Source organism: Actinomyces sp. oral taxon 175 str. F0384 (genome assembly GCF_000223355.1).
Lineage (GTDB): Bacteria > Actinomycetota > Actinomycetes > Actinomycetales > Actinomycetaceae > Actinomyces > Actinomyces oris.
Genome location: NZ_AFUR01000006.1, coordinates 690,296 through 714,964, shown reverse-complemented (window position 1 = coordinate 714,964; position 24,669 = coordinate 690,296). Strand labels below are relative to the sequence as shown.

Here is a 24,669-nt window from a genome sequence, read left to right as displayed (position 1 = left end):
GGCCGCCAGGCCCGACGCCGCACGCAACCACATGACCAGCCAGCACCCACCCGCCCAGCCGCCGCCCCAGACACCCCGAGGAGGGTCAGCCGTGGCCAGCACCACCGCACCGCCGTCGTCGCCGCCCCCAGCGGGCACCGCGACCGCCTCCAGCAGTGCCGACGACGCCATCATCCAGCCCGGCAAGGCCCCCGGGCAGGCCGGCAACCGGATCTTCACCGGCCTGTCCTTCGGCGCCGGCACCTTCATCATGGTGGTCCTCGCCCTCGTGGCCGCCTTCCTCATCCGGGAGGCGCTGCCGGCCCTGACGGCCTCGCGCGAGACCCTGGAGTCGGTCTCCTTCATGCGCGACCGCAGCCTGTGGGGCTATGTGGCCCCGCTCGTCTTCGGCACGCTGCTGTCCTCGACCATCGCCCTGGGCGTCGCGGTGCCGCTGAGCATCGGGGTGGCCCTGTTCATCTCCCACTTCGCCCCGCGCCGCCTGGCCCAGGCCCTGGGCTACATGGTGGACCTGCTGGCCGCGATCCCCTCCGTGGTCTTCGGCCTGTGGGGCTTCCTGTGGCTGGTGCCCCTGCTCGACCCCATCAACACCTGGCTGAGCGAGCACCTCGGCTTCATCCCGCTGTTCGCCGACTACACGGCCCCGGCCAAGAACATCACCACCGCCTCCCTGGTCCTGGCCGTCATGATCCTGCCGATCATCACCGCCACCATCCGCGAGATCTTCCTCCAGACGCCCACCCTCCAGGAGGAGGCCTCCCTGGCCCTGGGCGCCACCCGCTACGAGATGATCCGCCAGGCCGTCCTGCCCTTCGGCCGCTCCGGCATCATCTCCGCCTCCATGCTGGGGCTCGGGCGCGCCCTGGGGGAGACCATGGCCGTCCTCATGATCCTCTCGCCCGGGATGGGGCTGAACCTGCGTGTCCTCCAGGCCGGCCAGCATCAGACCATCGCCGCCAACATCGCCTCGCAGTTCCGCGAGGCCTACGGATTGAGCGTCAACGTGCTCATTGCCACCGGCCTGGTCCTGTTCATCATCACCTTCGCGGTCAACTCCCTGGCGCGGTGGATCATCGCGCGCCGCTCCGAGTTCTCAGGAGCCAGCTGACATGACGCCCACGAACACCCCCGAGCCCCCCCGCCGACGCCGCTCCCCGACGGTACGGCCTCCCGCCCCGCCCCGGCCGCCGGTACCGTCGGCGCTGCTGGTTCCGCAGGCGAGACCGGCGCCCCCGCGCCCAAGTCCCTCAAGGCCGCGCTCGCGGCCGCCGAGGCCCCGGCCGCCCCCGTCGACCCCCTGGCCGATCCTCCCACCATCGAGGGCGTGCCCCTGACCTCCTACCGCCTGCCCGACTGGTTCATCTGGGCGGCGCTGGGAGCCGCCTTCGTCGTCGTCGGCGGGATCGGCCTGCTGGCCGGATGGAGCATCGCCGCCGTCGTCGCCCTGACCGCCGTCGTGTGGGTGGTGGGCGCCACCGCCGTGTCCTGGGTGCGCGAGGGCGAGCGCTGGGGCCGCAACACCCTGGTGACCCTCCTCATCTACCTGTCCTTCGCCGTCGTCATGGTGCCGCTGGTCTCCCTGGTGTGGATGGTCCTGTCGGGCGGCTCGGCCCGCTTTGGCTACGACTTCCTGACCACGAACATGCGTGGCGCCGACGCCTCCAACGGCGGCTTCTACCACGGCATTGTCGGTACCCTCCAGATCACCGGGATCGCTACCCTCATCTCGGTGCCCCTGGGGCTGTTCACCGCCGTCTTCCTCGTGGAGTACAACGGCGGCTGGATCGCCCGGGTCATCACCTTCCTCGTCGACGTCATGACCGGCATCCCCTCGATCGTGGCCGGGCTGTTCGCCTATTCGATCTTCCTCATCGCGGCCGGTCCCCGCTACCAGGCCGGCATCATCGGGGCCGTCGCCTTAAGCGTCCTCATGACGCCGGTGGTCATCCGCGGCGTGGAGGAGATGCTCAAGCTCGTCCCCTCCCACCTGCGCGAGGCCTCCTACGCGCTGGGCGTTCCCAAGTGGCTCACCATCGTCAAGGTCGTGCTGCGCACCGCGGTGGCCGGCATCACCACCTCCGTCATGATCGCCATCGCCCGCGTCATTGGCGAGACCGCCCCGCTGCTCATCACCGTGGGCCTGACGATCCGCACCAACACCAACCCGCTGGACGGCTCCATGTCCACCCTGCCGGTGCTCGTCTACGACCAGTACTCCCGCGGGGAGGCCGCCGCCATGGAGCGGGCCTGGGCCGGGGCGCTGACCCTCATCATCCTGGTCATGCTGCTTAACCTCGCGGCCCGCCTCATCTCCAAGTACTTCAGCCCCAAGGGCGGCCGGCGCTAGCCCGGCGGAGCCGCCGGGACCACCGCGCCTGCAGCGACCCCAGCGCCCCCAGAGCCCTCAGCAGTCCACCTCAGGTAAAGGAACCGACGTGTCCAAGCGCATCGACGTCATCGGCGAGAACATCTACTACGGCGACTTCCTGGCCGTGAAGGACGTCAACGTCGTCATCGAGCCCAAGTCCGTCACCGCCCTCATCGGCCCCTCCGGCTGCGGGAAGTCCACCTTCCTGCGCACCCTCAACCGCATGCACGAGACCATCCCCGGCGCCCGCGTCGAGGGCCAGGTCATCGTCGATGGCGTCAACCTCTACGGTCCCGGCGTCGATGCCGTCCAGGTGCGCCGCGCCATCGGCATGGTCTTCCAGCGGCCCAACCCCTTCCCCACCATGTCCATCGCCGAGAACGTCCTGGCCGGCGTGCGCCTCAACAACCGCCGCATCAAGAAGTCCGATGCCGACGACCTGGTGGAGGCCTCCCTGCGCGGGGCCAACCTGTGGGACGAGGTCAAGGACCGTCTGGACCGGCCGGGCCTGGGACTGTCCGGCGGCCAGCAGCAGCGCCTGTGCATCGCCCGCGCCATCGCGGTCAAGCCCGCCGTCCTGCTCATGGACGAGCCCTGCTCCGCCCTGGACCCCATCTCCACGCTCGCCATCGAGGACCTCATCTCCGAGCTCAAGACGGACTACACGATCGTCATCGTCACCCACAACATGCAGCAGGCCTCGCGCGTGAGCGACATGACCGGGTTCTTCAACCTGGAGGCCACCGGCAAGCCGGGGCACCTCGTCGAGTACGACTCCACCGACAAGATCTTCTCCGCTCCCAGCCAGCAGGCCACCGAGGACTACATCTCGGGCCGCTTCGGCTGAGGATCGAGGGGCCAGGTGTCACGAATGGCGACTTTTCAGGCCGCCCGAGGCCGGTCCGAGCGCACCTTGATTCACGTTTGTGCAGGTCAGTGGGTGACACGTCGATCGGGGAGCTGGTGCCGCGCAGGTAAAAGTCGCCCGGAGTGACACTTTTGGTCGCCGTGCGTGACGCGGCGGTGCGACACGAGGGGGAAGCGGGCGACAGGCCGCTGGGGAGAGAGGGAGGACGTCGGGCCGGAGAGCGCCAGTCGGCGCGAATGCCGCTCGCGGCGGCTTGAGTTGGAGCCCGGGGCCCGTCACGGCCCGACGCCGCCCACGAGTCTACAGGGCCGGGCTGCGGGCCGCGGCGGTGTCCACCCAGTGAATCCACCCGGCGGTCGGGCAGACGTTTGCCCCTTGGCTGGGCCGGCCCGGGCCTTCTCAGGCTCCCCGGGGCCGGCGCGCTCAGGCGTCCTCGGGGGCGTCCAGACGGTAGCCGACGTTGCGCACCGTGCCGATGAGGTTGTCGTGCTCGGTGCCCAGCTTGGCGCGCAGGCGACGGATGTGCACGTCCACCGTGCGCGAGCCGCCGATGTAGTCCTCGCCCCACACCTCGTGCAGGAGCGCGTCTCGGGTCAGGACCCGCCCCCGGTTGGCGGCCAGGAACTTCAGCAGCTCGAACTCCTTGTAGGTCAGGTCCAGGATCGTGCCGCGCAGTCGGGCCGTGTAGGCGGTGACGTCAATAACGAGGTCACCCACGTCGATGCGGTCGTCGTCGGCCTCGTCCACGACCGGGACGTGGGCGCGCAGCAGCCGCAGCCGGGCCGACAGCTCGGCGGGCTTGGCGCCTGCCATGACGAAGTCGGCGGCGCCCCAGTCGATCTGCACCGCGGCGGCGCCTCCCTCCTCCACAATGAGGATGATGGGCGGGCAGTCCATGGGGCCGGTGAAGAGCTGGCACAGGGCGCGAGCGCGGGTCAGGTCCCCGCGGGCGTCGATCATGACGACGTCGGCGCTGTCCACCTCCGCGTAGGAGGAGGGCATCGGGGGGAGGCACTCCACCGGGGAGTCGAGGAAGGCGGTCGCCGGCAGGACGTCAGTGGCGTCACTCTCACGAGTGAACATGATGATCCGCAAGGCTGCTCCTTCCGTGGCTCGCGACCAGGAACCGCTGGCGCAGTCGAGCTGAGCAGCGGCGATACTGTTGGGACAAGTCAACCACACCTGGTCGCAGGCGGAATCTCCTGGGGCAACGACTGTCCGGATAGTGACCGTCCGCGAGGAGTGTGGGGCGGGGCCGCAGTGAGGTCGCAGTGGGCCCTGCGGCCGCCCGGGTGTGGGACGATGCGTGCTGTGACTACCCACCACCGACGAGCCCAACCGGCCGCGCGCACCCGCAGAGCCTCCCGCGGCTCGCGCCATGACTCCCATGCCGCAGCCGTTCCGACGGCCGCCGGTGGCGCGTCGGACTGGGCCAGCGTCATCGGCCCGGGCGACTCCCACGCCTCGGCAGGGCCTGACGGTTCGGAGGCAGCCGCGGCCTCGGCCGGCTCGGATGCCTCCGGCGAGACGGCCGCCTCCTCCGACGTTCCAGAGGCGGCCCGCTCAGCCGACTCAGGTGACACTGCCGACCTCGCCGAGGACTTGGGCTACGCCACCCGTCGCGCCTCCAACCGCCCCAAGGAGCCGGGCCTGGTGGACCCGGCCTGGACCCGGCTCGCCTTCGCAGGCGTGGTCCCGCTGCTGCTGGCGGTCGGCTCAGTGCTGCCCGGCTGGGTGAGGCTGGCCCTCGTGGCTGTCCTGGTGCCGGCCGCCGCACAGGGGTGGCCCGCGCTCGTGCGCGCCCGGCACGACCTGGGCGGCACGATCGTCATGACGATCAGCGGACTGTCGGCCGCCGCCAGCGTCTACCTCCTCGACGACATGGGGGTTGCCGGCCTGGTCATGGCCTTCTCGATCCTGCTGGCCTTCGTCGGCCAGATGCTGCGCCGCGACGGCCGGCACAACCTGGTCGAGGACCTGTCCTCAACGGTGGCCGGCTGCCTCGTGGCGGTCTCCGGCTCGGCCTGGTGCGCCCTGGAACCGGGACTGGCCGACCCGGCTATCGTCGTGCCCACCTGCCTGGCGCTGTTCGTCGGCGCCGTCCTGACCGTCCTCAACGTGCGCGCCCGGATGCTGGAGGCCCTCACCGTCACGGTGCCGGCCCTGTTCGCCGGCGGCGCCGGCTACGTGCTGGCCTCGGCCGGCTTCTTCGGCCTGTCCCACATCAGTGCGACCGCGGCCCTGCAGAGCGCCGTGGCCTGCGTGGCCGTCGGCTTCGTGGCGGGGGTCCTCATGGCTTCGGGCAACCGTGTCCTGTGGACCCACCGGTGGGTGCCCGGTGGGCGGGCGGCGGTGGCCTCGGCGCTCGTGCCGATCCTGTCGGTCGGCGTACCGGTCTACGCCATCGCCCGCCTCCTGGGCGGCTTCATCGCCGGCTGAGGGCGGCCGACCGGCCCCGCGAGGTCCCGAGAACGCCGCGTCACGGCGGCCGGATGTCCAAATCGGATACAAAGAGACTCCGAGGCCCAGCGGTCACGCGAAGGAGCCGCAGAATCATGCGGTTTCGTCTGGCGCACTCAGTGCTCCTCACCGCCTTTGTGTCCGATTTGGACACGACAGTGCCGATCCTGCCCGGATCTGCGGCTCCAGAGCACGCCGGAGGCTCAGGGCGCCGGCGGATCCGCGCGGCCCGAGCGGGCGGCGCGCGTGATGCGGGCCGGGGAGACGACGTAGGCTGCGGGCATGGCATTCACGCTTCCTGACGACCTGGCTCCCGAGCTCTACCCGCTGGCCTGGCTGGCCGGCACCTGGCGCGGCTACGGCATCCTCACCTATGGCGAGACCGTGCCTGAACAGGCCGTCTACCAGGAGATGACCTTCGACCACGACGGTGGCCCCTACCTGCGCCAGACCACCACCATCTGGACGGTCGACGCCACCCGCTCCAAGAACCTCGATTTCGAGATGCCGGGCCTCCAGGGCGCCTCCCTCCTGGCCCCCGCCCAGATCTGGTCCACCGAGACCACTTACTGGCGGCCCGTCGGCCAGGAGCAGCCCGACGGCGCCGAGACCGCTGAGCCCGCCCAGGACAGCACTGACACCTCTGACACCACCAACGCCGCCGACACCAAGGGCTCCGGCGGTCCGCTCATCCCCGTCACCCAGCTCGAGCTCGTCTCGGCCGACCCCGCCGGCCACGTCGCCGTCTGGGAGGGCTGGATCCAGGGGCCGCGCGCCCAGGTCGGCACCCAAGCCGTGGGCCGGGCCCGCACTGCCGTCCCCGTGGAGGAGATGACCCGCATGTTCGGGCTCGTGGGCGGTGACCTCATGTGGACCCAGGACATGGCCGCCTTCGGTCGGAGCGAGGTGACCACTTACGCCTCAGGCCGCCTCGGCCGCGTTGACGACGTGAACGACCCCGCCGCCCAGCCCGGCTCCGCCCTCGACCCGGCTGAGCCGGAGGGCGAGTCCTCCACCTCCTCCGCTCCCGCCTCCGACGACGCCGAGCCGACCGCCTGATGCGCCCCTCCCCGCTGCTGAACCGCCCCGGCGCCGTCGCATCCGCCCCGGAGGACCCCGACCAGGCCGTCCCCGCCCACCTCGGCGACCCCGGCCGCGAGCAGGCCGCCCTGGCCGAGGGGCGCGCGGTCTGCGCCCTGGCGCGCGACGTCGTCACTGTCGCCGGGCCGGACCGCCTGAGCTGGCTGACCACACTGTCCAGCCAGGTGCTCACCGGCCTGGAGCCCGGCGACGGAGGCGCGGAGACGCTGCTCCTCGACGCCCAGGGCCACATCACCCACGCGCTCGCGGCCCTCGACGACGGTCGCACGCTCTGGCTCGTCACGGAGGCCGGCAACGGCGAGGCGCTGGCGACCTTCTTGGACTCCATGCGCTTCATGCTGCGCGTCGAGGTGACTGAGCGCCCCGACGTCATGGTGTTGGGCGCCCTGGGGGAGGGCCTCGAGGCCCTGGTCCAGGCGGCGCGCGACACCGCGCCGGACGCCTCCGATTCACCGGCCGAGGCCGGTGACGCCGGGCCTCAGGGCTCGCTCATCGGCCTGTGGCGCGACCCGTGGCCGGGCGTCGTCGAAGGCGGCACGAGCTACGACGTCGGAGCGGACCGGCCCCATCCCGGTGAGACCTACCGGGGCGGTTTTGTCCTCGTGCCCGCACAGAGCGTGAATGCTGTGGTGAGCACCTTCCTCGCCGCCGGGGAGGGGCGGCGCCTGGCCGGCGCCCTGGCCTGGGAGGCGCTGCGCATTGAGGCCGGCCGACCCCGCTGGGCCCGCGAGGCCGACGCCCGCGCGATCCCGCACGAGCTGGACTGGCTGCGCACGGCCGTGCACCTGACGAAGGGCTGCTACCCGGGCCAGGAGACGATCGCGCGCACCCTCAACCTGGGCCGGCCTCCGCGCCGCCTCACCGTGCTCCAGCTCGACGGCCTCGTCGGCGACCTGCCCCAGCCGGGGGCGAGCGTGCGCATGGGGGAGCGGGCCGTGGGCGCCGTGACCTCCGTGGCGCGCCACCACGAGCTCGGCCCCATCGCCCTGGCCCTGCTGCGCCGCGCCGTGCCCGCGGGCGAGCAGCTGACCGTGGAGATCACCGAGGTCGACGAGGCCACCGGCGAGACCATCCCGGTCGGGAGGGTCGACGCCGCCCAGGAGGTGCTGGTCTCCCCCGAGGGGCGCGCCCAGGCCAGTCCCGCCGAGCGTCCCGGCGCGGAGCTGCGCAAGGGCCTGCGGCTCTGAGCCGTCCGGTCGTGCCCCGGATCCCGGGCGCTCCCGGGACGGCTGCTCTGGGACCCGAGCCCGATGTCTGCCGGGATGGTTGGGGCTGCGCCAGCGGCCGGCAACCGTCTGACTGCCGGCCGCCGTGTGAGGCCACCACTGTTCTCGCTGGGCGTGGCCGCCTCTCTGGGATCGGTGACCGGCGACCGGTAGCCTGGGGCGCGTGAGTGTCCTTTATGCTGTGTCATTCTTTCTCTCCGAGGCGGTCAGGTGGAGCTGGATCGCCGCCCAGTTCATCTCCTTCGTCATGGGGGTCTGGGCGCTGATCGACTCCCTGATGCGGCCCGCGGAGCACTACGCGGCGGCCGGCAAGAACACCAAGCGATTCTGGAACGTGGTCAACGCGGTGGGCACGGCGGTGGTTGGCCTGCTCGGGGCCGCCTCGATGTTCGGCCTGCTGGGCGTCGTGGCCAGCGCCGTCTACCTGGTGGACGTGCGCCCCGCCTTGCAGGCACTGGCGCCGGTGCGGGTGCGCTCCTCGATCCGCATCCCGGGGCGGGCCTCGCAGCGTCGGCCGGGGCGCGATGGGCGCGGCTGGAGTGCTGGTCGCTGATGCGCGCCGTCATTCAGCGGGTCAACCGCGCGGCGGTCCGGGTCGACGGCGAGGTGGTCGGCGAGATCACCCGCCCTGGCCTCATGGTCCTCGTGGGCGCCACGCACGACGACGGCCCCGCGCAGGTGGCCACGGTGGCCCGCAAGATCGCGGACCTACGGCTCCTGGAGGGCGAGCTCTCGGTGACCGACGCCGGAGCGCCGGTGCTCGTCGTCTCCCAGTTCACCCTGTACGCCGACACCCGCAAGGGCCGGCGCCCCACCTGGAACAAGGCGGCCCCCGGTGAGGTGGCCGAGCCTCTGGTGGAGGCCGTGGCCGAGGATCTGCGCGGGCGCGGCCTGGAGGTGGCCACCGGCCGCTTCGGCGCCGACATGAAGATCGACATGGAGGCCGACGGCCCGGTGACGATCCTCATCGAGGCTGAATAGGGCCTGTTGCGAAACTGGGGTGAGGCGACCGCGTGTTCATACCCTCTACCTCTCGAGCGCGCGCCCCAAGGTACGACCGCGATGTCGGCGAGAACCGGCCTGCCCCGGACATAGCCAACAGGAACTAGGTCAAAGGAGGTCGACGACGATGCAGTACCGTGGCCGATGCGATGTTCAGGAGCCGCTGAGATGACGGGACGCTCACGGGTGGTGGTCATCGCCATGATGCTGTGGTGGGCCGTCTTCGGCTGTATCAGCGTGTCCTGGGCGCTGGGTTCCCCGTGGCTGGTCGACACGGTCCTCCAGGGTGAGGGGCTGCGGCTCGCCCAAGAGCGGCCCACCTGGTTCATCGTGGTCGTCCTCGTCTCCGGGCTGGTGAAGCTGGGGTTCGTCGTCTTCGGCTTCGCCCTTCTGCGCCCGGACGTCATCAGGGTGCCGCGCTGGATGCGTCTGGCCTTTGGCTGGGTCTCGGGAGCCCTGCTCATCGCCTACGGGCTGGTCGGCTCGGCGCCGGCGATCCCGACGATCATGTCCGGAGAGCCACTCTCACGATACGGTTGGTGGCGCCTGGTTCTGTGGATGCCTCACTTCTGGTTGGGCGGGATCCTGGTGCTGTCCGCGACGGTCGCTTACCTGCGCTGGAGCCGGCCCGCGGTGGCCGAGCCCGCCGTGCACGCGGGCCCTGCTGGGCGCTGACTCTCCGCGGCGGGTGTCCACAGAAATGACATTAGCCCGCACAAGCCACCCGCCCACCACCTAGAACCACGGAATCACGCGGTTTTCAAGCCAGCACCAACCTCGTCGGGCATCCAATGTCATTTCTGTGGACATCGGGCGTGGCCGGGCGAGGTATGTCGATTCCATGCATCGCCTATGGGTGGGTGGAGAGAATCCGTTGGACATCGGTGACGATCTTCCCTGAACGCACATTGTTGGACGTGAAGCGGATGGGCGTATAACCCTGCCGGACCAGTTCGCGATCGCGTTCCCGGTCGTGGTGGAAGGACCAACGGTCGGAATGGAACTCGTAGCCGTCCAGCTCGATGACAAGCCACCCGGCCACCACCAGGTCCACTTCTCCAACGTCTGAGATCACCATGCCGTCGGAAACATCTATTCCAGCGTCCTGCAACTGAACTCTGGCCAGGGTCTCCAGTGGACTGCGAGCGCGATCGCTGGTGCGCTTCAGGCGATTCCGGCCAAGAACACGGCGAGGACCGCGCAGATATGCGGATACCTGCTGGCGAGTCGTTCTGCCCCGATGCAGGGCGGCGTCGGCGGCGACCAGAGCCGTCCACTCTTCTGCGCAGCACAGGAGATCGGCGATGCAGCGGGCGAGGGAGACAACCGGGAAGTCTTCCAGCCGAAGGACGGAACGCCCACGAGTCTCGTGTCTGTGCTCACCCCATAACGGAGGTAATCGACGTCCTTGCGGAGTCAGAACATGGACACTGCGCGGTGGAGAGGGGAGCGGAAGGCCGTAGTAGGCGGCTGCATGCTCGCAGGTGATAAGACCTCGGTGAAGGCGGGCGATGAGGATGCGTCGGTCGGTGCCGGGCAGCGCTACGATTCCGTGCGGGTACCGTTTGAGTTCTCCCGCGTCTACCAGGGCCTGGAGGCGGCGGCGCCCGGTACGGTTCAGATGTAGATCAGCCTGTGCAACGGCGCCAAGCGCGTCGCCGATGCGGGTCAGCACATTGTCGTCCATGAGACGATTCTTGGACTGCCGGAGCTGAGGCGCTAGGAAGTGGCTGGTTCCTGTGGATAACTTCCGGCGTTGACGAGCCGCGTCTCCTGCTTGACGTCCACAGAAATGACATTGGATGCCCGACGACGTTGGTGCTGGCTTGAAAACCGTGTGATTCCGTGGTTCTAGGTGGTGGGCGGGTGGCTTGTGCGGGCTAATGTCATTTCTGTGGACACTCGTGGCCGCGGGAGGGCCCGTGGTGGGGTGACGCAAGGGCGCTTGTGGCGGCGCGGGCCGCCGGGGCAGAGGAGAGGGCCGGGTATGCGCCCCCGACTGCGCTCCCCGGCCCTCAACCGAGTGTCGCCCGATTCTCCGCATCGGCTCAACGGGGAGTGGTCCCCAACCGGCCGTCAGGTATGGATCGGCCGGCTTCAGCAGTTGAGGGTCGCGTCGGTGCCGACGACGGAACCGGTGGAGATGCCGGCGAGCTCGTGGTCGTCGGCGTTGCCGCCGGTGCAGACGATCGCGCAGTGGCCCTGGCGGGTGGGGTCGGTCATGAGCCCGGCCAGGCTCGCAGCCCCGGCGCCCTCGGCCAGGGTGTGGGCGTGGGTCGCCAGGAGACCGACGGCGCCCTGGATCGCGTCGTCGTCGACCAGGATGAAGTCGTTGAGGCTGCGGCCCAGTACCGACTGGGTGAGGGCGAAGCTCGCCCCGACGGCCAGTCCCGCCACGCGTGTGCGGCTGTGGACGGTGGCCGGCTCCCCGGAGGTCCAGGCGCGGTGCGCGGCCGGCGCGGCGCTGGACTGGACGCCGATGACCCGGCACCCGGGGGCCAGGACGTCGCGCACGAGGCAGGCGCCGGCGGCCCCGGAGCCCGAACCGACCGGCGCGTAGACGGCCTCCAGGCCCGGGTGGCGACGGAAGAGCTCGAGGTAGACGGTGGCGTGCCCGAGCACGATGGCCGGCTCGTCCCCGGGGGAGACCATGCGCATCCCTTCGGCCAGTGACAGGGCCTCGGCGTGGGCCAGCGACTCGCACATCGTCTCCCCCTCCACGACGACCCGGGCCCCCAGCGCGCGCACCGCGGCCACCTTGCGGGCCGGCGCGCCCACCGGGACGACGACGGTCACGGGGACCTCGCTGCGGGCGCCCGCCCAGGCCAGGGACTGGGCGTGGTTGCCGGTGGAGGCAGTCACGACACCGCGGCGCCGCTCCTCGGGGCTGAGCGCCGCCATGAGCGCCACCCCGCCGCGGACCTTGAAGGCGCCGGTGGGCTGGACGTTCTCGTGCTTGACCGTGACATCCACCCCGGCCTCGGCGTTGAGCAGCGGGTAGGACCAGGCGGGAGTCTCGGGCAGGACCCGCGAGACGGCCTCGTAAGTGCGCAGGACGGCGTCGAAGTCGAGACCGGTCTGGATAGCGGCGGGAGCCTGGGGCAGGGTGTCGGTGACGGTCATGGCTTCATGATGCGGGCGGCCGGAGTATCGGTCCAATGAATCTTTTGACGAATACCCATCGATACAAGACATACTTGGTGGCGTGATCGATGTGCAGCAGCTGCGGGCCCTCGTGGAGCTCTCCCGCCTCGGCACCGTCTCGGCAGCCGCCGAGTCCCTGGGGTTCAGCCAGTCCACCGTCTCCCACCAGCTCGCCGCCCTGTCACGGGCGACCGGCGCAGTCCTGCTGACGCGGGCGGGCAGAGGGGTACGGCTCACCGAGGAGGGGAGGGCACTGGCGGCCCGCGGTCAGGAAGTCCTCGACCTGCTGGAGCGCACCGAGCGCGAGGTCGTCTCCATGGCCCGCGCCGAGGCGGGGCGCGTACGCCTGGCCGCCTTCCCCTCCGCAGTGGCCTCCCTGGTGCCGGGGGTGCTCGACGTCGTCGGCCGGCAGTACCCGGGCCTGGAGGTCGAGCTCGTCGACGCCGAGCCGCCCGAGGCCCTCGACGCGCTGCGGCGCGGGCGGGTGGACGCGGCCCTGTCCTTCTCCTACGTCGACGACGACGCCGGCGAGGGCCTTCAGGCCGAGCACCTGCTCGACGACGTCCTCTACCTCGTCACCCACCCCGGCGGCATCACGCGCATCGCCGACGGCGCCCAGTGCCGGTGGGTGACCGGCTGCGCTCGCTGCCGTGAGGAGCTTCTCGCCGTGGGGCGGGCCAACGGCTTCACGCCCGAGACCGCCTACGCCTCCGACGACTACGTGGCCGTGCAGGCGCTCGTCGCCGCCGGGGTGGGGGCGGCCCTGCTGCCCGGGATGGCGCTGAACGCCTATCGGCACGAGGGGGTTCAGGTTCGGCCCCTGGCCCGCGAGCAGCGGCGCGTCGAGGTGGTCACCCGCGCCGAGCAGCCACGCCCGCTGGCCATCGACGTCCTGGTGGAGGCCTGCCAGGCGGCGGCCCGCCGCACGAGCCTGCGCCGCCCGATGGTCAGGACCGGCAGGAGTGCTGCTTCACGGTGAGGTGTGGTGTGATGGGACGTGTGTCCGTGCTGCATCACAGAGAGGAACCGGAGATGGGAGCTGGTGTGCGAGTTGTTCTGGGTGACGTATCCGGCGAGGTCGCCGTCTTCGGGTCCCTCAATGCTGACCTGACGGTCCGAACGGAGCGCTTCCCCAAGCCCGGTGAGACGATCAGTGGGGAGGACCTGGTGATCCTGCCGGGAGGCAAGTCCGCGAACCAGGCGGTTCAGGCCGGTCTTCTCGGAGCTCGTGTGAGGATGATCGGGGCAGTCGGTGCAGACGGTTACGGCGACCTGCTCATCGAGTCCCTCCAGCGCGCCGGCGTGGACACCTCCGCGGTTCAGCGTGAGGATGTGGCCACCGGCACCGCCATCATCACCGTGGACTCCGCGGGGGACAACACCATCGTGGTGTCTCCCGGTGCAAACGGGACAGTGGATGTCTCGACGGCGCAGCGGCACCGCGACGTCATCGGCGAGGCTCGCGTGCTGGGCTTGTGCATGGAGGTGAGCCCTGGCGCGGTGGAGGCTGCGGCCCGTATCGCCCACGACGCCGGTACCCGCGTGGTCTTCAACAACTCGCCGTTCCACCCGGTGCTGTCCGCTGGGCTCCTGGAGGCCATTGATGTCCTGGTCGTCAATGAGCATGAGCTCGCCGACATGCTGAAGCCGGGTACGAGCGACGCTGCGGCAGAGCCGGAGTGCGGCCGGGCCGACAACGTCACGGACTGGGGCGATTGCGCGAGGCGGTTGGCTGCCATGGGGATCCCCTCCGCGGTGGTGACTCTGGGGGGCCGTGGGTCGATGGTGATCGAGGGAGAGGAGATCACCCCGGTCGATCCCTTCCCGGCGGATGTCATGGACACTACCGGTGCCGGTGACTCCTTCCTGGGCACGCTGTTGGCGGCGCTCGCCGCAAGGGCGGGACTCAAGGAGGCGGCAGGTGTGGCCTCGGCCGTCTCCGCCTTCGCGACGACCTCTGTGGGGGCGCAGGCCTCCTACGGGAACATCGCCGCAGTCGAGCAGCACTTCGGATAAGCGCGGCCCGACGAGCGAGCGAGAGCCGAGGTGGCTCGCAGCCGCCGCGGAGGCCTGTGAGCCTTGGGGAAGCGGTGACAGAAGCCTGCCCCGCCGGCCAGAGCTTCAGTCATCCGTGAACTGCTCGAGGTTCTCGGTGTGCGGGTGGCCGTCATCGGTCGAGCTGAGCCAGAAGACAGGGACGTACTTGGTCTTGCCGTCATCAGTAGGTACCTCGTTCTGGACGAATACTCCAGTGCCTGTCGGTGTGTCCGAGATCCAGGCTAACTTTCCGGAAGCGTCCACTTTTGCGCCAGTGTCGACGTGCAGAAGACTGGATTTCTCGCTAGTCTCGGCATCAGGTTTTGATTCATTCGAAGAGGTGGGCAGTGTTCGTATCCACCCTCCGAACACAATCTCCGTGACGTTGGGGATTGTATTCACTACATGTCCATGGATGTCTAGCTGTGTGACTGTGGTGGTGTTTGGAAATTCTGAGACGCGCCTTTGGACTGCTGTTTCTGAAGACAGCAGTAGTGTTGTCCTGCTGGCGCCGACCAGCCACTGATCGACGGGGATCTCGGCGGCTGGATCAGATTTCTTCTCCAGTGAGAAAACATGAAGTTTACCTCGGCCGGAGCCGCCGGGAAAGAAATCCTGAGCTGTTTCAACGGCGAGAGCGTTGTTCGTTAACGCCTGCCCGAGGACCAGGTCGGGCAACTTCTCCTGGCGAACCACGTCACCCGTTCTGGCGTCAAGAACGACGACGTGAGTGCTTCGACTGAATACAGTGATGTCAGGGTAGTTCGCATTACTTTCATAGAACGCGGTGACGTGAAGAAGTACTGATACATGCCGTCCGTCAGGGCTGGAAACCAGTGTTCCAGAAGTACGAGAATCCATCTGGTTCTCTGGTTCCGTCAAGTAAACTGTGCTGTATGTACGTGAAGGTGTTGAGTGCTGGAACGCCCTCAGTGACTTCGCCCATTGAGGATTCTTAGTCTTCGGGTCGTAACTGATGACAGACAATGCGGAGGCGTCGCCTATGCTGCCGTTGTTGTACTGGTAGAAGGAGGTGTTGATTCCCCCGAAGGCCGTTCGCAGCTCGAACTCGCTGAATCTGTAGTTGTGTTGACTTTCGAGGTCATCGCGTCGAGGTTGGTCCAAGTCAAGGTCGGTTACCGTGACTCGAGGAGCTTCAGGCGCGTACTGAGTATCGGACGGGTAAGGAGTTAATGAGACCGCGACCAGTGATGCTGTGGCAATGATTTGAATGAGCCGACGGCGATTCAGGAGAATGGAGGGTGTCGTGCTGGTATGTCTTTCCATGCTTACTTTCCTGTCACCCCAAAGACTCGGAACGTACTTCCTTGAGTTGGTTTGGGATCAAGGTAGGAAGCGTCGTCAGTTCTGTCAGTGACATTGAGTGCAACAACAGTGGCCCCCGGGGTGTTCACGACAATCCTGTCGGAGGGTGGATGCTCTTCGGTGAACATTTCATGAGGATTGTATTTAAGGCCGTCTACGTAGGAGGATGGGGGTAAGTAGGTGGTGTTCGGGGCAAGTGGGATAGTAGTCTCTGGGCTCCCATCTCCGGGCTGGATGGTGATCGCAGCCATATGTGTACCCTCGTGGACCTTTGATGTGAACCCGATTCGTGCTCCGGCAATCCCGGAGTGGTGAGCAGGATCTGATACTGCCTGTGTGGAGGGGTCAAAGATGGAGGAAACTCTGGCCGCTCCTTCTTTGTTGATCGACGCTTCGAAATCATCAGATGAAGTGACATCGGAGGGTGGGTAGGTGACGATGCATCCCGAGGCTATTGACGCGTAGGAGTTTAGTCCTGAGGTCACTCCGAGGGGAATGGCTGTGTGGGGCGCTGATTCATGTGCGGCTGAATCCAAGGAGATTGCCTCGGCGGATGCCTCGCCATTTGAATTCATGGACTCGGCGTTGTACCTGGCTATCCATCCGTCGATTATAGGAATATAATGTCTGCTGTAGACGGGGTCAACTACGACTTCAGTAACTTCGGACGTGACGCTCGGATCTGTGTCGCGGGCAACTGTCAAAGTTGCGTGAGGGACGTAGTGGTCCCCGGAGTACTCATCGTAAGAGACGCTGAGGATAAAAGTATGATGTCCGGCTGAGCCCCAGTATGTGGGTGTCGTCTTTGAGTCGTCTCCGTCATGAGATGAGAGCGTCCATAGTTTTGATTTGCTGTGTAGTGAGTAGGCCGTATTCCCGTCAAGGAGGGTGGAGTCTGTCATTTGAAGTGTGCCACCGGAGTTGGTTGCCTCCAGGATGATGTCGCCAGTGAGGGCATCGAGTACTAATGTTCTGGATAAGATGCCATCATCGGGGTAGTCCAGAATGGCGCTTGTCTCCATTCTTGCGGCGACATACTTCCGGTCTGGGCTGACAACCAGTCTTCCTTTCTTGTCCCGTATGTTGTCGGCTAAGTAATGGGCTCCCGGGTGTCGGTATGACCAACGGGTCGTGCCGTCGGAAGGATTGAGGGAGGTGATTCCGTCTGCGCTCAGAACAATGGGCCCTCCAGCTCCTCCGACAATGTCCATGATGTTGACGAACTCTGCACTCCAGGCGGCGTCGCTGTTGAGTGATGTTGGCATAGAGGGAGTTTCTATGCTGCCAGGGTTGGCTGTCGTGTGTGATTCTGGTCGATGCAAGGTGGGGACTGTTACGAAGCCGGCGAAGAGCAACGTCGGCAGGATGGCAATACAGAGGTAGGTGCCGCGTTGTTTAGTGCTGATGCTGAGTGGTGCAGTTTTTCTATTCTTCTTCTCCTCGCTGGCTTGACTGCTGGTTGCCGGTTGATGGAGGCGCCCCCAGTAGGTGAGGTCGCACTTGATGCTCGGATTCCGAGGAACGTAGTTTTGTATGTAGTGGAGGCTGGAATTTGCTAGAAGGGCGATGGCGATAGATGCGGGAATGCAGGGAATGATGCTCAGGGTGGGTTGAAAAAAACCGGTGACCCGATAGTCGTACCACCACTTGCTAGCCGTGATGGCTGTTGCCATCAACCCGCCGATGAGGGTGAGCGCTGCAGATATGCCAAGCCACCGGCCAGGGTGGCGTGACTGTCGTGGGCTCAGGAGCCATCCGAATATGGCGACAACTGCGAGAATAATTAAGTAAAATGTGGTTCCGACGCTGCCTACGGGGGTGCGAGGATCCCAGGCGAGCCGAGCTCCCTCAGGCCACAGCAGGTAGATGGCGGCCGTGGAGGCAAATATTGCCAAAACTCCGCCCCAGCGCAGGGCGCGCAGGGTAAGGACACCGCGTGGTGGGAAGGGCTCGCCGTCGGCCTCGCTTTCGCCGTTGTCGGTCGCGGCCTGGGCGGCCTCAACGGCATCACAGTTGGCGCTGCCTTCGGCCTCACCCGTGTCCGGCTCGGTCGAGGCCTCGTCGCTGGAGGCGGTGGTGCCTGGCTGGGTTCCGATCCCCTGGCTGCCGGGATCGGTGCTGTGCTGATCGGTGCCGTGCTCGTCGGCGTCAGGCGTGAGAGGCATGAACCTATTGTGGTGACCCATCCGTGACTATGTCAGGCGTTTGCGAGGCCATCACTCGTTTGAACGGGCCAGGCGGAACACTCCGGTGGATGGGCTTCGGGTGCTGCTCTGGGCGATCCCAGTGCCACCGGTTGAGGCGTCCTGGCCCGCGCCTCAGTTGTTCTTGAACTGCTCGAGGTTCTCGGTGTGGTGGTGACCGTCGTCGGCGGCGCTGAGCCAAAAGCGTGGAGTACCTGCCTCCCGGTATCCCTTGTCGTTGATGACAACCTGGCTGATGAGGAGCCCCGGACCAGTGGGGACTCGTCGCGCCACGGCGCTATCGGTGTCCTCGTTGTAGACCGTTCCCGAGTTGGTGTCGACGACCTCCCAGCGGATTCGGTCCTCATCAGGAAGATAGGTGCACCGCCTGACCCACCCGCCGAGAAGGATCTCGCTGGAATTGGTGAAGGTGGCCAGGTGCTTGCCGTGAAGATCGACCTGCGTCACCGTGGAGGTCGTCGCGGTGTCGTGGGAGTGGGCAGGCTGTGAGGACAGCAGAAGCGAGCTCTTTCCGGAGCCTGCGAGCCACAGGCCGGTGGTGAAGGACGTCGGAGGTGCGGACGGTTCCGTCAGCGAGAAGATGCTGATGCGGCCCTTGCCCGCGCCGGCGGGATAGTAGGCGTCAGCGGTCTCGACGGCGAGCGAGTCGCTGGTGAGGGCCTGCCCCAGGACCAGCCCGGAGACCTCCACCGTGCGAACCGGCTTCCCGGAAACTGCGTCAAGAACGACAACGGTCGTCCGCTGCTCGGCGGGGACGGCAGGTGTCTGCCGAGCGGGGCGGGGGCTGTCGTCGGCAACTTCCGGTGGACGCAGCACCAGAGAGAGGTACTTCCCATTCGGGCTCACGGTTGCATACCCTGCGGCGCGGGATCTGAGGACGTCTCCGGCCAGCTCCTGCGCCGACTGAACATCCGCGTCGTTCTCGTCACGTCCGTAGGCCGCAATTCTCGGCGTCAGGGACATCGCCCACTTGGGCTCCTTGTTAGAGGCCTCGTACCGTGCGATGAGTGTTGATTCCTGGTTCTCAGCGTTGAATGACTGGATCACGCAGATGTCCGCTCCCTGCGCGGGAAGATAGGAAGGATCCTGAGATTCAGGGTTGCTCATCCAATCGCTTGCCTTGTGTTGGCAGTCCTCCATCTGTTCTACTGTGAGAGACGTTGGTGACATGGGTGGCGCCGTGCTCGAAGAAGATGCACGTGAGTTGGAATGGCAGGCGGTCACCATGAGTGAAAGCACCAGTGGCAGCGTCAGGAGGCGTACTCCGGGACCTCGTCTCTCCAGGTCGCTTATGACATGAGATGCTTGTGCGGGCATGTGTGCTCATCCTGGAATGCCGTAGAGCCGAAACGCTCGTGACGATCGAAGATATTCTGGTGAATTGTTGAGAATGGCGATAGTGGCTCCTGGGGTGCTCAGTACCGAGATGTGTCGTGAGGAGTTCCAGGAGGAGGCGATGTTATCCATGGCGGAGTTGTACTCGCTCGATCGTGGAGAATAGTAGATGGAACCTGGTTCGACGTCGGAGACTGCGGTGATATTCCCGTCTCCCGTTTTGATGGTGATGCGGCCGTCTCCTGTGGTTGTGATATAGTGGCCGTCTTGGGGTTTCTGTGTTGCGGGTTTGCCGCTTTCGAGGCTCATTGCCGTGATCCCTACTGCCGTAACATAGTGTGGAGACTGATTGAGTGGCGCAACCGTCATGGTGGCTGGATTGAAGACCGTGCCGACACTGCTCGAACCCTTCCATATCGAAGAGTCGTCAAGGTTACTGAGCTTGGTGGGTTGTCCGTCCGGCGTCGTCGCCGGGAAGACGGAGATCGTGCTGGTGGAGAGCGATGCTGGGACGTTGATCCCCAGTGTTGTTCCCAGGTCGAAAGTGCGGGCGTCTGCCTCAGGTGCCTCACTGAGGGCGTCCAGACTGACCGCGTGCGCGCGGCGAGCTTTCGCCTCCTCGTCTAGATGGCCCTGCGGGGCTCGGTCGTCGTAGACGCCGATCCACCCCCGGGCGGTGACAACATCTCCCCGTTCCTGCTCGTGAAGAGTTCCTTTGACTCTCCTGGGGTGTGAGGGGTCGGCCTGAGAGATGACTCCCAGAGAGTCACGGCCGCCGTCATACCCGAGAATGAAACTGGAGTGGCCCGCTGTGCCAGCATACTCGTTGGCTACTGGGGGTAAAAAAGTATAATCCAGCTTGAGGTCTTTGAGATCCCACATCCGTGAGCCGTCGCTCAGGGAGTAGGCGACGGTGCCGTCAAGAAGAGCTGAATCGCTGAGCTGAAATGTGTCGTCGTAGTCTCCGGCCTTGCGGGGGTGCTCCACAACGATCTTCCCGGTGACGGCGTCGAACACTAAGGTCGTGACCGGAGACTTGCCATCGAGTTCTGGCCATTCTGAGTTCATGGATGTGTAAGTGGTGGGACCTGTGGCGATCACTGCCACGTATCGCCCGTTCGGGCTGGTGATAAGACCCTGCTTACCCGACGCGACGGGATCCGTCTCGAGTCGCCAGATGCGGAACTCGGCGCCGGCACGGCGATACTGCCATCGCGCCGAGCCGTCAGCGGGGTTGATTCCGGTGATCGTGTCTTTGGTGAGGAGAATGGGGCCCGCGGCCCCGCCGGCGATGTCGAGGAAGCCGTCAACATCCTTCACCCACGCCTTCCGTGCTCCGAAGGATGTGGGGTAGGCGGGGAGCTGGGCGGAATCGACAGCGGGTGCCGTGGTCTGCGTGATCGTGGGGGTATTGGCGTGCGTGCTTCTCAACGTGAAGTAGGGGACGCCGAAGCCGGCCACAAGGCCGATTGCGGGCAGGACTGCGATGGCAGCCGTGCTGAAGCGGCGGAAGGGGTGGCTTTGAAGGGCGCGGAGCCACCTCTGCCGTAACCCGGCACCCCGAGGGCGGCTGAACCAGAGATCCAGCTCGTCGGGGGACAACTCGTCGCTGTGCGGCTCCTCAGCGGGGAGGGTGACTGAACGGGCCGCCCAGAGTCCGATGTGCGACATCACGATCAGCCCGAACGCGGCGATGCCCATCGCGAAAGCCAGGAGCTCGCCGAGACGGACACCGAAGGTGGAGGACGTCTCCCTCCACAGATGCAGGACCGGAAGGCAGGCGTAGACGGTGCATGCTGCAACCCCGGCCACGGGCAGGAGCTTGAGGGCTGTGATGACACCGGTCAGGAGCCTGCTCCTCCCGGCAGCACGGTAGTAGGGCGTGGGCCATACGGAGGCGCCCACGAGCCACAGCACCAGCAGCAGTGCGCATCGTTTCCATGACTGGGCGATCGCTACCCGACCCACGCCTTTGATGCCGCTGTTCCACACGAAGAACAGCGCGACTGCCGCGATCAGGGCGATGATGCTGCCGGTGAGCAGGGCGCGCATGCATGCCGGCAGGCGTGGGTGATCGCTGAGCGCGGCATCGTCGTGATCCAGGGGCGCCGGAGATGCCTCGGTGTCAGTGCTGGCGGTCTCCTCGGCCTCAGAAGGTGAGGGCGAGGTGGGCGGAGATGATGTGGATTCCATGATGGTGTGTGGATCGTGGTGATGTCAGTGGACGGAGAACTGCTCGAGGTTCTCGGTGTGGGGGTGGCCGTCGTCGGATGAGCTGAGCCAGAAGACGGGCTTGAGGTCCGTTGAGCCGTTCCCGTTGGGGACCTCCTGCTCGACGAGCATTCCGGGGCCGGTCGGCACGTCACGTTCGTAGGTTCTCTTTCCGGTGATGTCGATTGTCTTCTTGATGCTGGGATTGACGAGTTGTTGCTCACCTGCCTCCCGGGAGGGACTGAGTGACTTCTGTTCGTCCTCTGATGCTGCCTTCGAGCGTTGCTGAAAATCGCTGGCTGCTTTGGGGTTCGCGAACCGGTGGATCCATCCGCCGGGGTGGACGGCAGTCACTCCGGAGATGCTCCCGGCCGTGGTTCCGTCGGTGTTGACGAGGGAGACGGTCATCATCGAGCAGCCGCCAATGCAGTCGTCCGGGAGAAGGTCGGGTGCGAGCACGAGGTTCTCCCGGGTGGCACCCACCAGCCACTTATCGGTGGGGAAGGAGGAGGGCTGAGCGCTCGCGTCTGTCAGGGAGAACGTGGTGAGGGTTCCCTTCCCGGAGCCGGCCGGGAAGTAGTTCTGGGCGGTCTCGACGGCGAGGGCGCTGTTGGTGAGCGCCTGCCCCAGGACGACCCCGGAGACTGTGGCGTCTCTGACCGTCTTACCGGTCTTTGCCTCCAGGACGACGATATGCGTGCGCAGATCGGCTGCTGTTGCTCCCGTCTGCTGCTCGGCGGGAAGGAGAATCAGCGACAGGTACCGACCGTCAGGACTGACGACGGCGCTCCCCGACGACGAACGGCTCATGGCGTTATTCATCGCACTTTGGGCGTTGTCTGCGTACTTGGTTCTCTCTTGGTCGGCGACTGCAGGTTTGATCGAAACCGCCCACTGGAACTTATCAGTGGAACGTTCCCGGCTCACTACGATGGTCGTCAGTTCTTTGGTAGTGGAGCCAATCCCTCCGGCTACGTATGATGTGCTCATGGTGACGGTGCCACTGACGGTTGACGATGGTCCGTTGTCAATATGGCTGCTTGAATCCTGCGTTTTGGACGCATCTGCTTCCTGTGCGGTGAGGGATGAGATGACTGGATCGTCGTTACTCTTCCCAATGCTGCATGAACCCATGGTGAGCGCGAGCGTCGCGGTTGCGGCGAGTGCTGTCAGTCGCCGGAGCATGGAGGACATGCGGGGACTCAGGGGATGTGCGGCTCTCATTTCTGTCCTCCAGTGACGCCGAAGATCCGATATGTGCTGCGGCAGATCTGGTCTTGGTGATCTGAATCGACACCACAGCTGGTGTACAACGTATCGGTTGCGTTGAGAATGGCGACGACGGCACCGGGAGTCCTGACCGCTTTGACACGACTCGCGGAACTGACGTCCCGGGGGCTGAGCGGCTGGGCTGGAGCGTTCTTGGTGTCGGTCAGTTTCTGGGATGACTGATATGTGGAACCGGGTGTGATGGGGATGGTGGTGCCGGGTGAGCCGTCACCGGGCCGAATGACGAGTGCCGCGGAGGCGGAGCCGTCGTCGGCCGTCACCTCAACGATCCCAGTGCGTGCTCCAGCGAGGCTCCGATCCTGGGACACGGGAGTGACCGTACGGGTGACTGGGTCGAAGACTGTCGCTGCTCGTGAGTCCTTTGGGGGGTAGGGGAGATTCGCATCCCGACTGATGACGGGATAGGTGACGATGCTGCCCGAGAGATACGATGCCTCCGTATTGGTCCCCGAGGTCGCCCCTAAGGGAAAGGACGTGGTGTCGGCACCGTCGACCTTGGCCAGTGCGTCCAGACTGATCACCTCAGCCACAGGGTGCCCTGACGTATCGGTCTCGCCGGTGTAGCGTGCAGCCCATCCGTTGATGAAAGAACTGAAAGAGTTGTCGAACGCATTCGGTTCAGACGGCAGCTCTGACAGGATGTTTGGAACCTTGACCTCGGTGGTGGGGTCGTTCTGAGGAAAGACCGTGGTGGTTACTGTCGGCCTGTGCACACTGGTAGTTGCTTTCTCATCGGAATGCTCCTTGGAACACTTCAGGATGAAGGAGGCATGTCCGGCCGGGCCGGAGTAGGACGCGCCGGAGCTCCCCGGGAGAGTCCACATCTTGGCCCCGTCGGTCAGTGAGAAGGCGGTGTCGTCATCGAGGACTGCGGAGTCGGTGAGCTGAAGCGGGCCACCGGTACCCTGACGCTCGAAGACGATCCTGCCGGTCTGGGCGTCGAACACCAGGGTGATGGTGGCTTGGCCTCCCTGAGGAGACACGACGAATGTGGGTAGCAGGATTCGGGTGGCCACGTACTTGCCGGCAGGGCTGGTGATGAGCCGACGTTCGTCGGGGGTGGAACTGGAGGTGGCGAATATGGCCTGCTTACGGCTGTAGCTCCACAGGACGCTGCCGTCCTTGTGGTTGAGCGCCATGATGCCGTCGTCGGTGAGGAGGATGGGGCCGCCGGCGCCCGCAGCGGTGGTCAGCTCGGTGGAGGAGATCTCCTTGGTCCAGGAGGCCTTCGGCGCCAGTGACGTAGGCGGCGCCAGTGAGGAATCGGCGGGGGCCTTGGCGATGACATGGTGGATCGGGTTGATGAGCGCCCACGTTCCCGTGATGGCGGAACCGAGCGTCAGCGCAGGGGCAATGACCAGGACCGTGAGGTAGGCGCGGGTACGGCGAGGTACCCGAATACGCTCGTAGTGGGGGAATCCCTTGTCGGTTTTCTCTCCGGTCTTGCGCTGGAGAGGAGCCCAGCGGCTCGGGTCATCGGGATCGCTGTTACCGACCGCGATGGAGCGCATGCGCAGGTAGTGCAGCAGTGGGACGACGTTGAGGAAGAGCGTGGTTGAGAGCGCCGCTCCTGCCAGGGCCAGGAGGAACAGAACGGAGAACCCGGTCTCTTGATAGGTGTTCCACCACGCCGTTATCAGAGATGCTGACATCGTCGCGCCCAAGGCCGCCATGACCGTGATCATGACCGTCGTCAGGATGGGGCCCTTCCTCCCCCGTAAGGTGAGGCACGGCCAGACCAGCACCCCTCCAACGATCATGCAACTTGTCAGCACTGAGACTTTGCTCGGGATGAGGCTGCTGGGATCCTTGAGTTCTCGGCGCAGCATCAGTGCGGTTGCTGCGAGCACGACGGCGCCGAGGAGTCCGCCCCAGCGCAGGGCACGCAGTGTCAGGGTGCCGTGCGGCGGGAAGGGATCGCTCACGCTCTTGCCCTCGGTTTCACCCGTGTCCGGCTCCGTCGAGGGCTCGTCTTTGGAGTCGGCAGCGCCTGGCTGGGTGCCGGGATCGGTGTCAGGCTGATCGGTGCTGTTCTCGGCGGCGTCGGACGTGGGAGGCATGAGCCTATTGTGGTGACCCATCCGTGACGATGTCAGG

General features: G+C 66.3%; 20 protein-coding genes. 11 read left to right on the top strand and 9 right to left on the bottom strand.

Translation table 11 applies throughout. From position 1 onward, the window contains the following. The first annotated feature begins 91 nt into the window (after window positions 1–91). The 3 genes from pstC to pstB all read left to right on the top strand — a co-directional run bounded on the left by pstC (window position 92) and on the right by pstB (window position 3,215). The gene (pstC, locus tag HMPREF9058_RS11500) at window positions 92–1,108 is read left to right on the top strand and encodes a phosphate ABC transporter permease subunit PstC (RefSeq protein WP_043538229.1); all 1,017 of its coding nucleotides are present in this window, start codon (window positions 92–94) and stop codon (window positions 1,106–1,108) included. A 216-nt stretch (window positions 1,109–1,324) separates the two neighbouring features. After that, window positions 1,325–2,347 (top strand): phosphate ABC transporter permease PstA, encoded by a 1,023-nt coding sequence (gene pstA, locus HMPREF9058_RS11495; protein WP_009407154.1) that lies wholly within the window; start codon window positions 1,325–1,327, stop codon window positions 2,345–2,347. A gap of 88 nt (window positions 2,348–2,435) precedes the next feature. Beyond that, window positions 2,436–3,215: a phosphate ABC transporter ATP-binding protein PstB gene (pstB, locus tag HMPREF9058_RS11490; RefSeq protein WP_003781705.1), complete on the top strand. Its 780-nt coding sequence runs from the start codon at window positions 2,436–2,438 to the stop codon at window positions 3,213–3,215. A 444-nt stretch (window positions 3,216–3,659) separates the two neighbouring features. On the opposite strand, the gene HMPREF9058_RS11485 is transcribed toward pstB, so the two are convergent. Further along, window positions 3,660–4,331: a response regulator transcription factor gene (locus tag HMPREF9058_RS11485; RefSeq protein WP_009407144.1), complete on the bottom strand. Its 672-nt coding sequence runs from the start codon at window positions 4,329–4,331 to the stop codon at window positions 3,660–3,662. A 207-nt stretch (window positions 4,332–4,538) separates the two neighbouring features. Between HMPREF9058_RS11485 and HMPREF9058_RS11480 the strand changes: the two genes are divergently transcribed. The 6 genes from HMPREF9058_RS11480 to HMPREF9058_RS11455 all read left to right on the top strand — a co-directional run bounded on the left by HMPREF9058_RS11480 (window position 4,539) and on the right by HMPREF9058_RS11455 (window position 9,700). Next, window positions 4,539–5,675 (top strand): hypothetical protein, encoded by a 1,137-nt coding sequence (locus HMPREF9058_RS11480; RefSeq protein ID WP_043538227.1) that lies wholly within the window; start codon window positions 4,539–4,541, stop codon window positions 5,673–5,675. A 303-nt stretch (window positions 5,676–5,978) separates the two neighbouring features. Continuing rightward, the gene (locus HMPREF9058_RS11475) at window positions 5,979–6,755 is read left to right on the top strand and encodes an FABP family protein (protein WP_009407034.1); all 777 of its coding nucleotides are present in this window, start codon (window positions 5,979–5,981) and stop codon (window positions 6,753–6,755) included. After that, window positions 6,755–7,984: a folate-binding protein YgfZ gene (locus HMPREF9058_RS11470; RefSeq protein WP_009747878.1), complete on the top strand. Its 1,230-nt coding sequence runs from the start codon at window positions 6,755–6,757 to the stop codon at window positions 7,982–7,984. The genes HMPREF9058_RS11475 and HMPREF9058_RS11470 overlap by 1 nt, the downstream gene beginning before the upstream one ends. 220 nt (window positions 7,985–8,204) lie before the next feature. Beyond that, a complete protein-coding gene (locus HMPREF9058_RS11465) occupies window positions 8,205–8,576 on the top strand; it encodes a DUF2516 family protein (protein ID WP_009407440.1) in 372 nt (123 codons plus the stop codon). Further along, window positions 8,576–9,004 carry a D-aminoacyl-tRNA deacylase gene (dtd, locus tag HMPREF9058_RS11460; RefSeq protein WP_009747827.1) on the top strand — a complete coding sequence of 143 codons (429 nt, stop codon included), beginning with the start codon at window positions 8,576–8,578 and terminating at the stop codon, window positions 9,002–9,004. Before HMPREF9058_RS11465 ends, dtd begins: the two co-directional genes overlap by 1 nt. Window positions 9,005–9,193: 189 nt before the next feature. Beyond that, window positions 9,194–9,700 (top strand): DUF3995 domain-containing protein, encoded by a 507-nt coding sequence (locus HMPREF9058_RS11455; RefSeq protein ID WP_009407086.1) that lies wholly within the window; start codon window positions 9,194–9,196, stop codon window positions 9,698–9,700. Between the two features lie 175 nt (window positions 9,701–9,875). Here the strand turns inward: HMPREF9058_RS11455 and HMPREF9058_RS11450 are convergent, their stop codons facing one another. After that, window positions 9,876–10,712, bottom strand: coding sequence for a DUF559 domain-containing protein (locus HMPREF9058_RS11450; RefSeq protein WP_050798048.1), 837 nt, complete (start codon window positions 10,710–10,712; stop codon window positions 9,876–9,878). A gap of 410 nt (window positions 10,713–11,122) precedes the next feature. Further along, window positions 11,123–12,148 carry a threonine/serine dehydratase gene (locus tag HMPREF9058_RS11445; RefSeq protein WP_009407216.1) on the bottom strand — a complete coding sequence of 342 codons (1,026 nt, stop codon included), beginning with the start codon at window positions 12,146–12,148 and terminating at the stop codon, window positions 11,123–11,125. 82 nt (window positions 12,149–12,230) lie between these two features. Here HMPREF9058_RS11445 and HMPREF9058_RS11440 point away from each other — a divergent pair, with 82 nt between their 5' ends. Further along, a complete protein-coding gene (locus tag HMPREF9058_RS11440; RefSeq protein ID WP_009407139.1) occupies window positions 12,231–13,148 on the top strand; it encodes a LysR family transcriptional regulator in 918 nt (305 codons plus the stop codon). A gap of 53 nt (window positions 13,149–13,201) precedes the next feature. After that, window positions 13,202–14,185 carry a ribokinase gene (locus HMPREF9058_RS11435; protein ID WP_009407450.1) on the top strand — a complete coding sequence of 328 codons (984 nt, stop codon included), beginning with the start codon at window positions 13,202–13,204 and terminating at the stop codon, window positions 14,183–14,185. 105 nt (window positions 14,186–14,290) lie between these two features. Here the strand turns inward: HMPREF9058_RS11435 and HMPREF9058_RS13535 are convergent, their stop codons facing one another. From HMPREF9058_RS13535 to HMPREF9058_RS11415, 6 genes are all read right to left on the bottom strand, one after another. Beyond that, window positions 14,291–15,493 (bottom strand): hypothetical protein, encoded by a 1,203-nt coding sequence (locus tag HMPREF9058_RS13535; RefSeq protein WP_009747910.1) that lies wholly within the window; start codon window positions 15,491–15,493, stop codon window positions 14,291–14,293. Between the two features lie 2 nt (window positions 15,494–15,495). Continuing rightward, window positions 15,496–17,697 carry a hypothetical protein gene (locus tag HMPREF9058_RS13530; protein WP_139019029.1) on the bottom strand — a complete coding sequence of 734 codons (2,202 nt, stop codon included), beginning with the start codon at window positions 17,695–17,697 and terminating at the stop codon, window positions 15,496–15,498. A 153-nt stretch (window positions 17,698–17,850) separates the two neighbouring features. Beyond that, entirely contained in the window at window positions 17,851–18,783 is a 933-nt protein-coding gene (locus tag HMPREF9058_RS11430; RefSeq protein ID WP_254654143.1) for a hypothetical protein, read from the bottom strand. A gap of 276 nt (window positions 18,784–19,059) precedes the next feature. Then, the gene (locus HMPREF9058_RS11425; RefSeq protein WP_009407155.1) at window positions 19,060–21,264 is read right to left on the bottom strand and encodes a hypothetical protein; all 2,205 of its coding nucleotides are present in this window, start codon (window positions 21,262–21,264) and stop codon (window positions 19,060–19,062) included. Between the two features lie 24 nt (window positions 21,265–21,288). Next, a complete protein-coding gene (locus HMPREF9058_RS11420) occupies window positions 21,289–22,476 on the bottom strand; it encodes a hypothetical protein (protein ID WP_254654142.1) in 1,188 nt (395 codons plus the stop codon). Window positions 22,477–22,502: 26 nt separating this feature from the next. Next, entirely contained in the window at window positions 22,503–24,632 is a 2,130-nt protein-coding gene (locus tag HMPREF9058_RS11415) for an MFS transporter (protein WP_254654141.1), read from the bottom strand. Window positions 24,633–24,669 lie beyond the last annotated feature (37 nt).

Excerpts from the sequence above, each read along its gene's own strand:
- HMPREF9058_RS11480 (WP_043538227.1), top strand. The coding sequence starts at position 4,539 with ATGCGTGCTGTGACTACCCACCACCGACGAGCCCAACCGGCCGCGCGC.
- HMPREF9058_RS11475 (WP_009407034.1), top strand. The coding sequence starts at position 5,979 with ATGGCATTCACGCTTCCTGACGACCTGGCTCCCGAGCTCTACCCGCTG.
- HMPREF9058_RS11470 (WP_009747878.1), top strand. The coding sequence starts at position 6,755 with ATGCGCCCCTCCCCGCTGCTGAACCGCCCCGGCGCCGTCGCATCCGCC.
- dtd (WP_009747827.1), top strand. The coding sequence starts at position 8,576 with ATGCGCGCCGTCATTCAGCGGGTCAACCGCGCGGCGGTCCGGGTCGAC.
- HMPREF9058_RS11455 (WP_009407086.1), top strand. The coding sequence starts at position 9,194 with ATGACGGGACGCTCACGGGTGGTGGTCATCGCCATGATGCTGTGGTGG.
- HMPREF9058_RS11450 (WP_050798048.1), bottom strand. The coding sequence starts at position 10,712 with ATGGACGACAATGTGCTGACCCGCATCGGCGACGCGCTTGGCGCCGTT.
- HMPREF9058_RS11445 (WP_009407216.1), bottom strand. The coding sequence starts at position 12,148 with ATGACCGTCACCGACACCCTGCCCCAGGCTCCCGCCGCTATCCAGACC.
- HMPREF9058_RS11435 (WP_009407450.1), top strand. The coding sequence starts at position 13,202 with ATGGGAGCTGGTGTGCGAGTTGTTCTGGGTGACGTATCCGGCGAGGTC.
- HMPREF9058_RS13535 (WP_009747910.1), bottom strand. The coding sequence starts at position 15,493 with ATGGAAAGACATACCAGCACGACACCCTCCATTCTCCTGAATCGCCGT.
- HMPREF9058_RS13530 (WP_139019029.1), bottom strand. The coding sequence starts at position 17,697 with ATGCCTCTCACGCCTGACGCCGACGAGCACGGCACCGATCAGCACAGC.
- HMPREF9058_RS11425 (WP_009407155.1), bottom strand. The coding sequence starts at position 21,264 with ATGGAATCCACATCATCTCCGCCCACCTCGCCCTCACCTTCTGAGGCC.
- HMPREF9058_RS11420 (WP_254654142.1), bottom strand. The coding sequence starts at position 22,476 with ATGTCCTCCATGCTCCGGCGACTGACAGCACTCGCCGCAACCGCGACG.
- HMPREF9058_RS11415 (WP_254654141.1), bottom strand. The coding sequence starts at position 24,632 with ATGCCTCCCACGTCCGACGCCGCCGAGAACAGCACCGATCAGCCTGAC.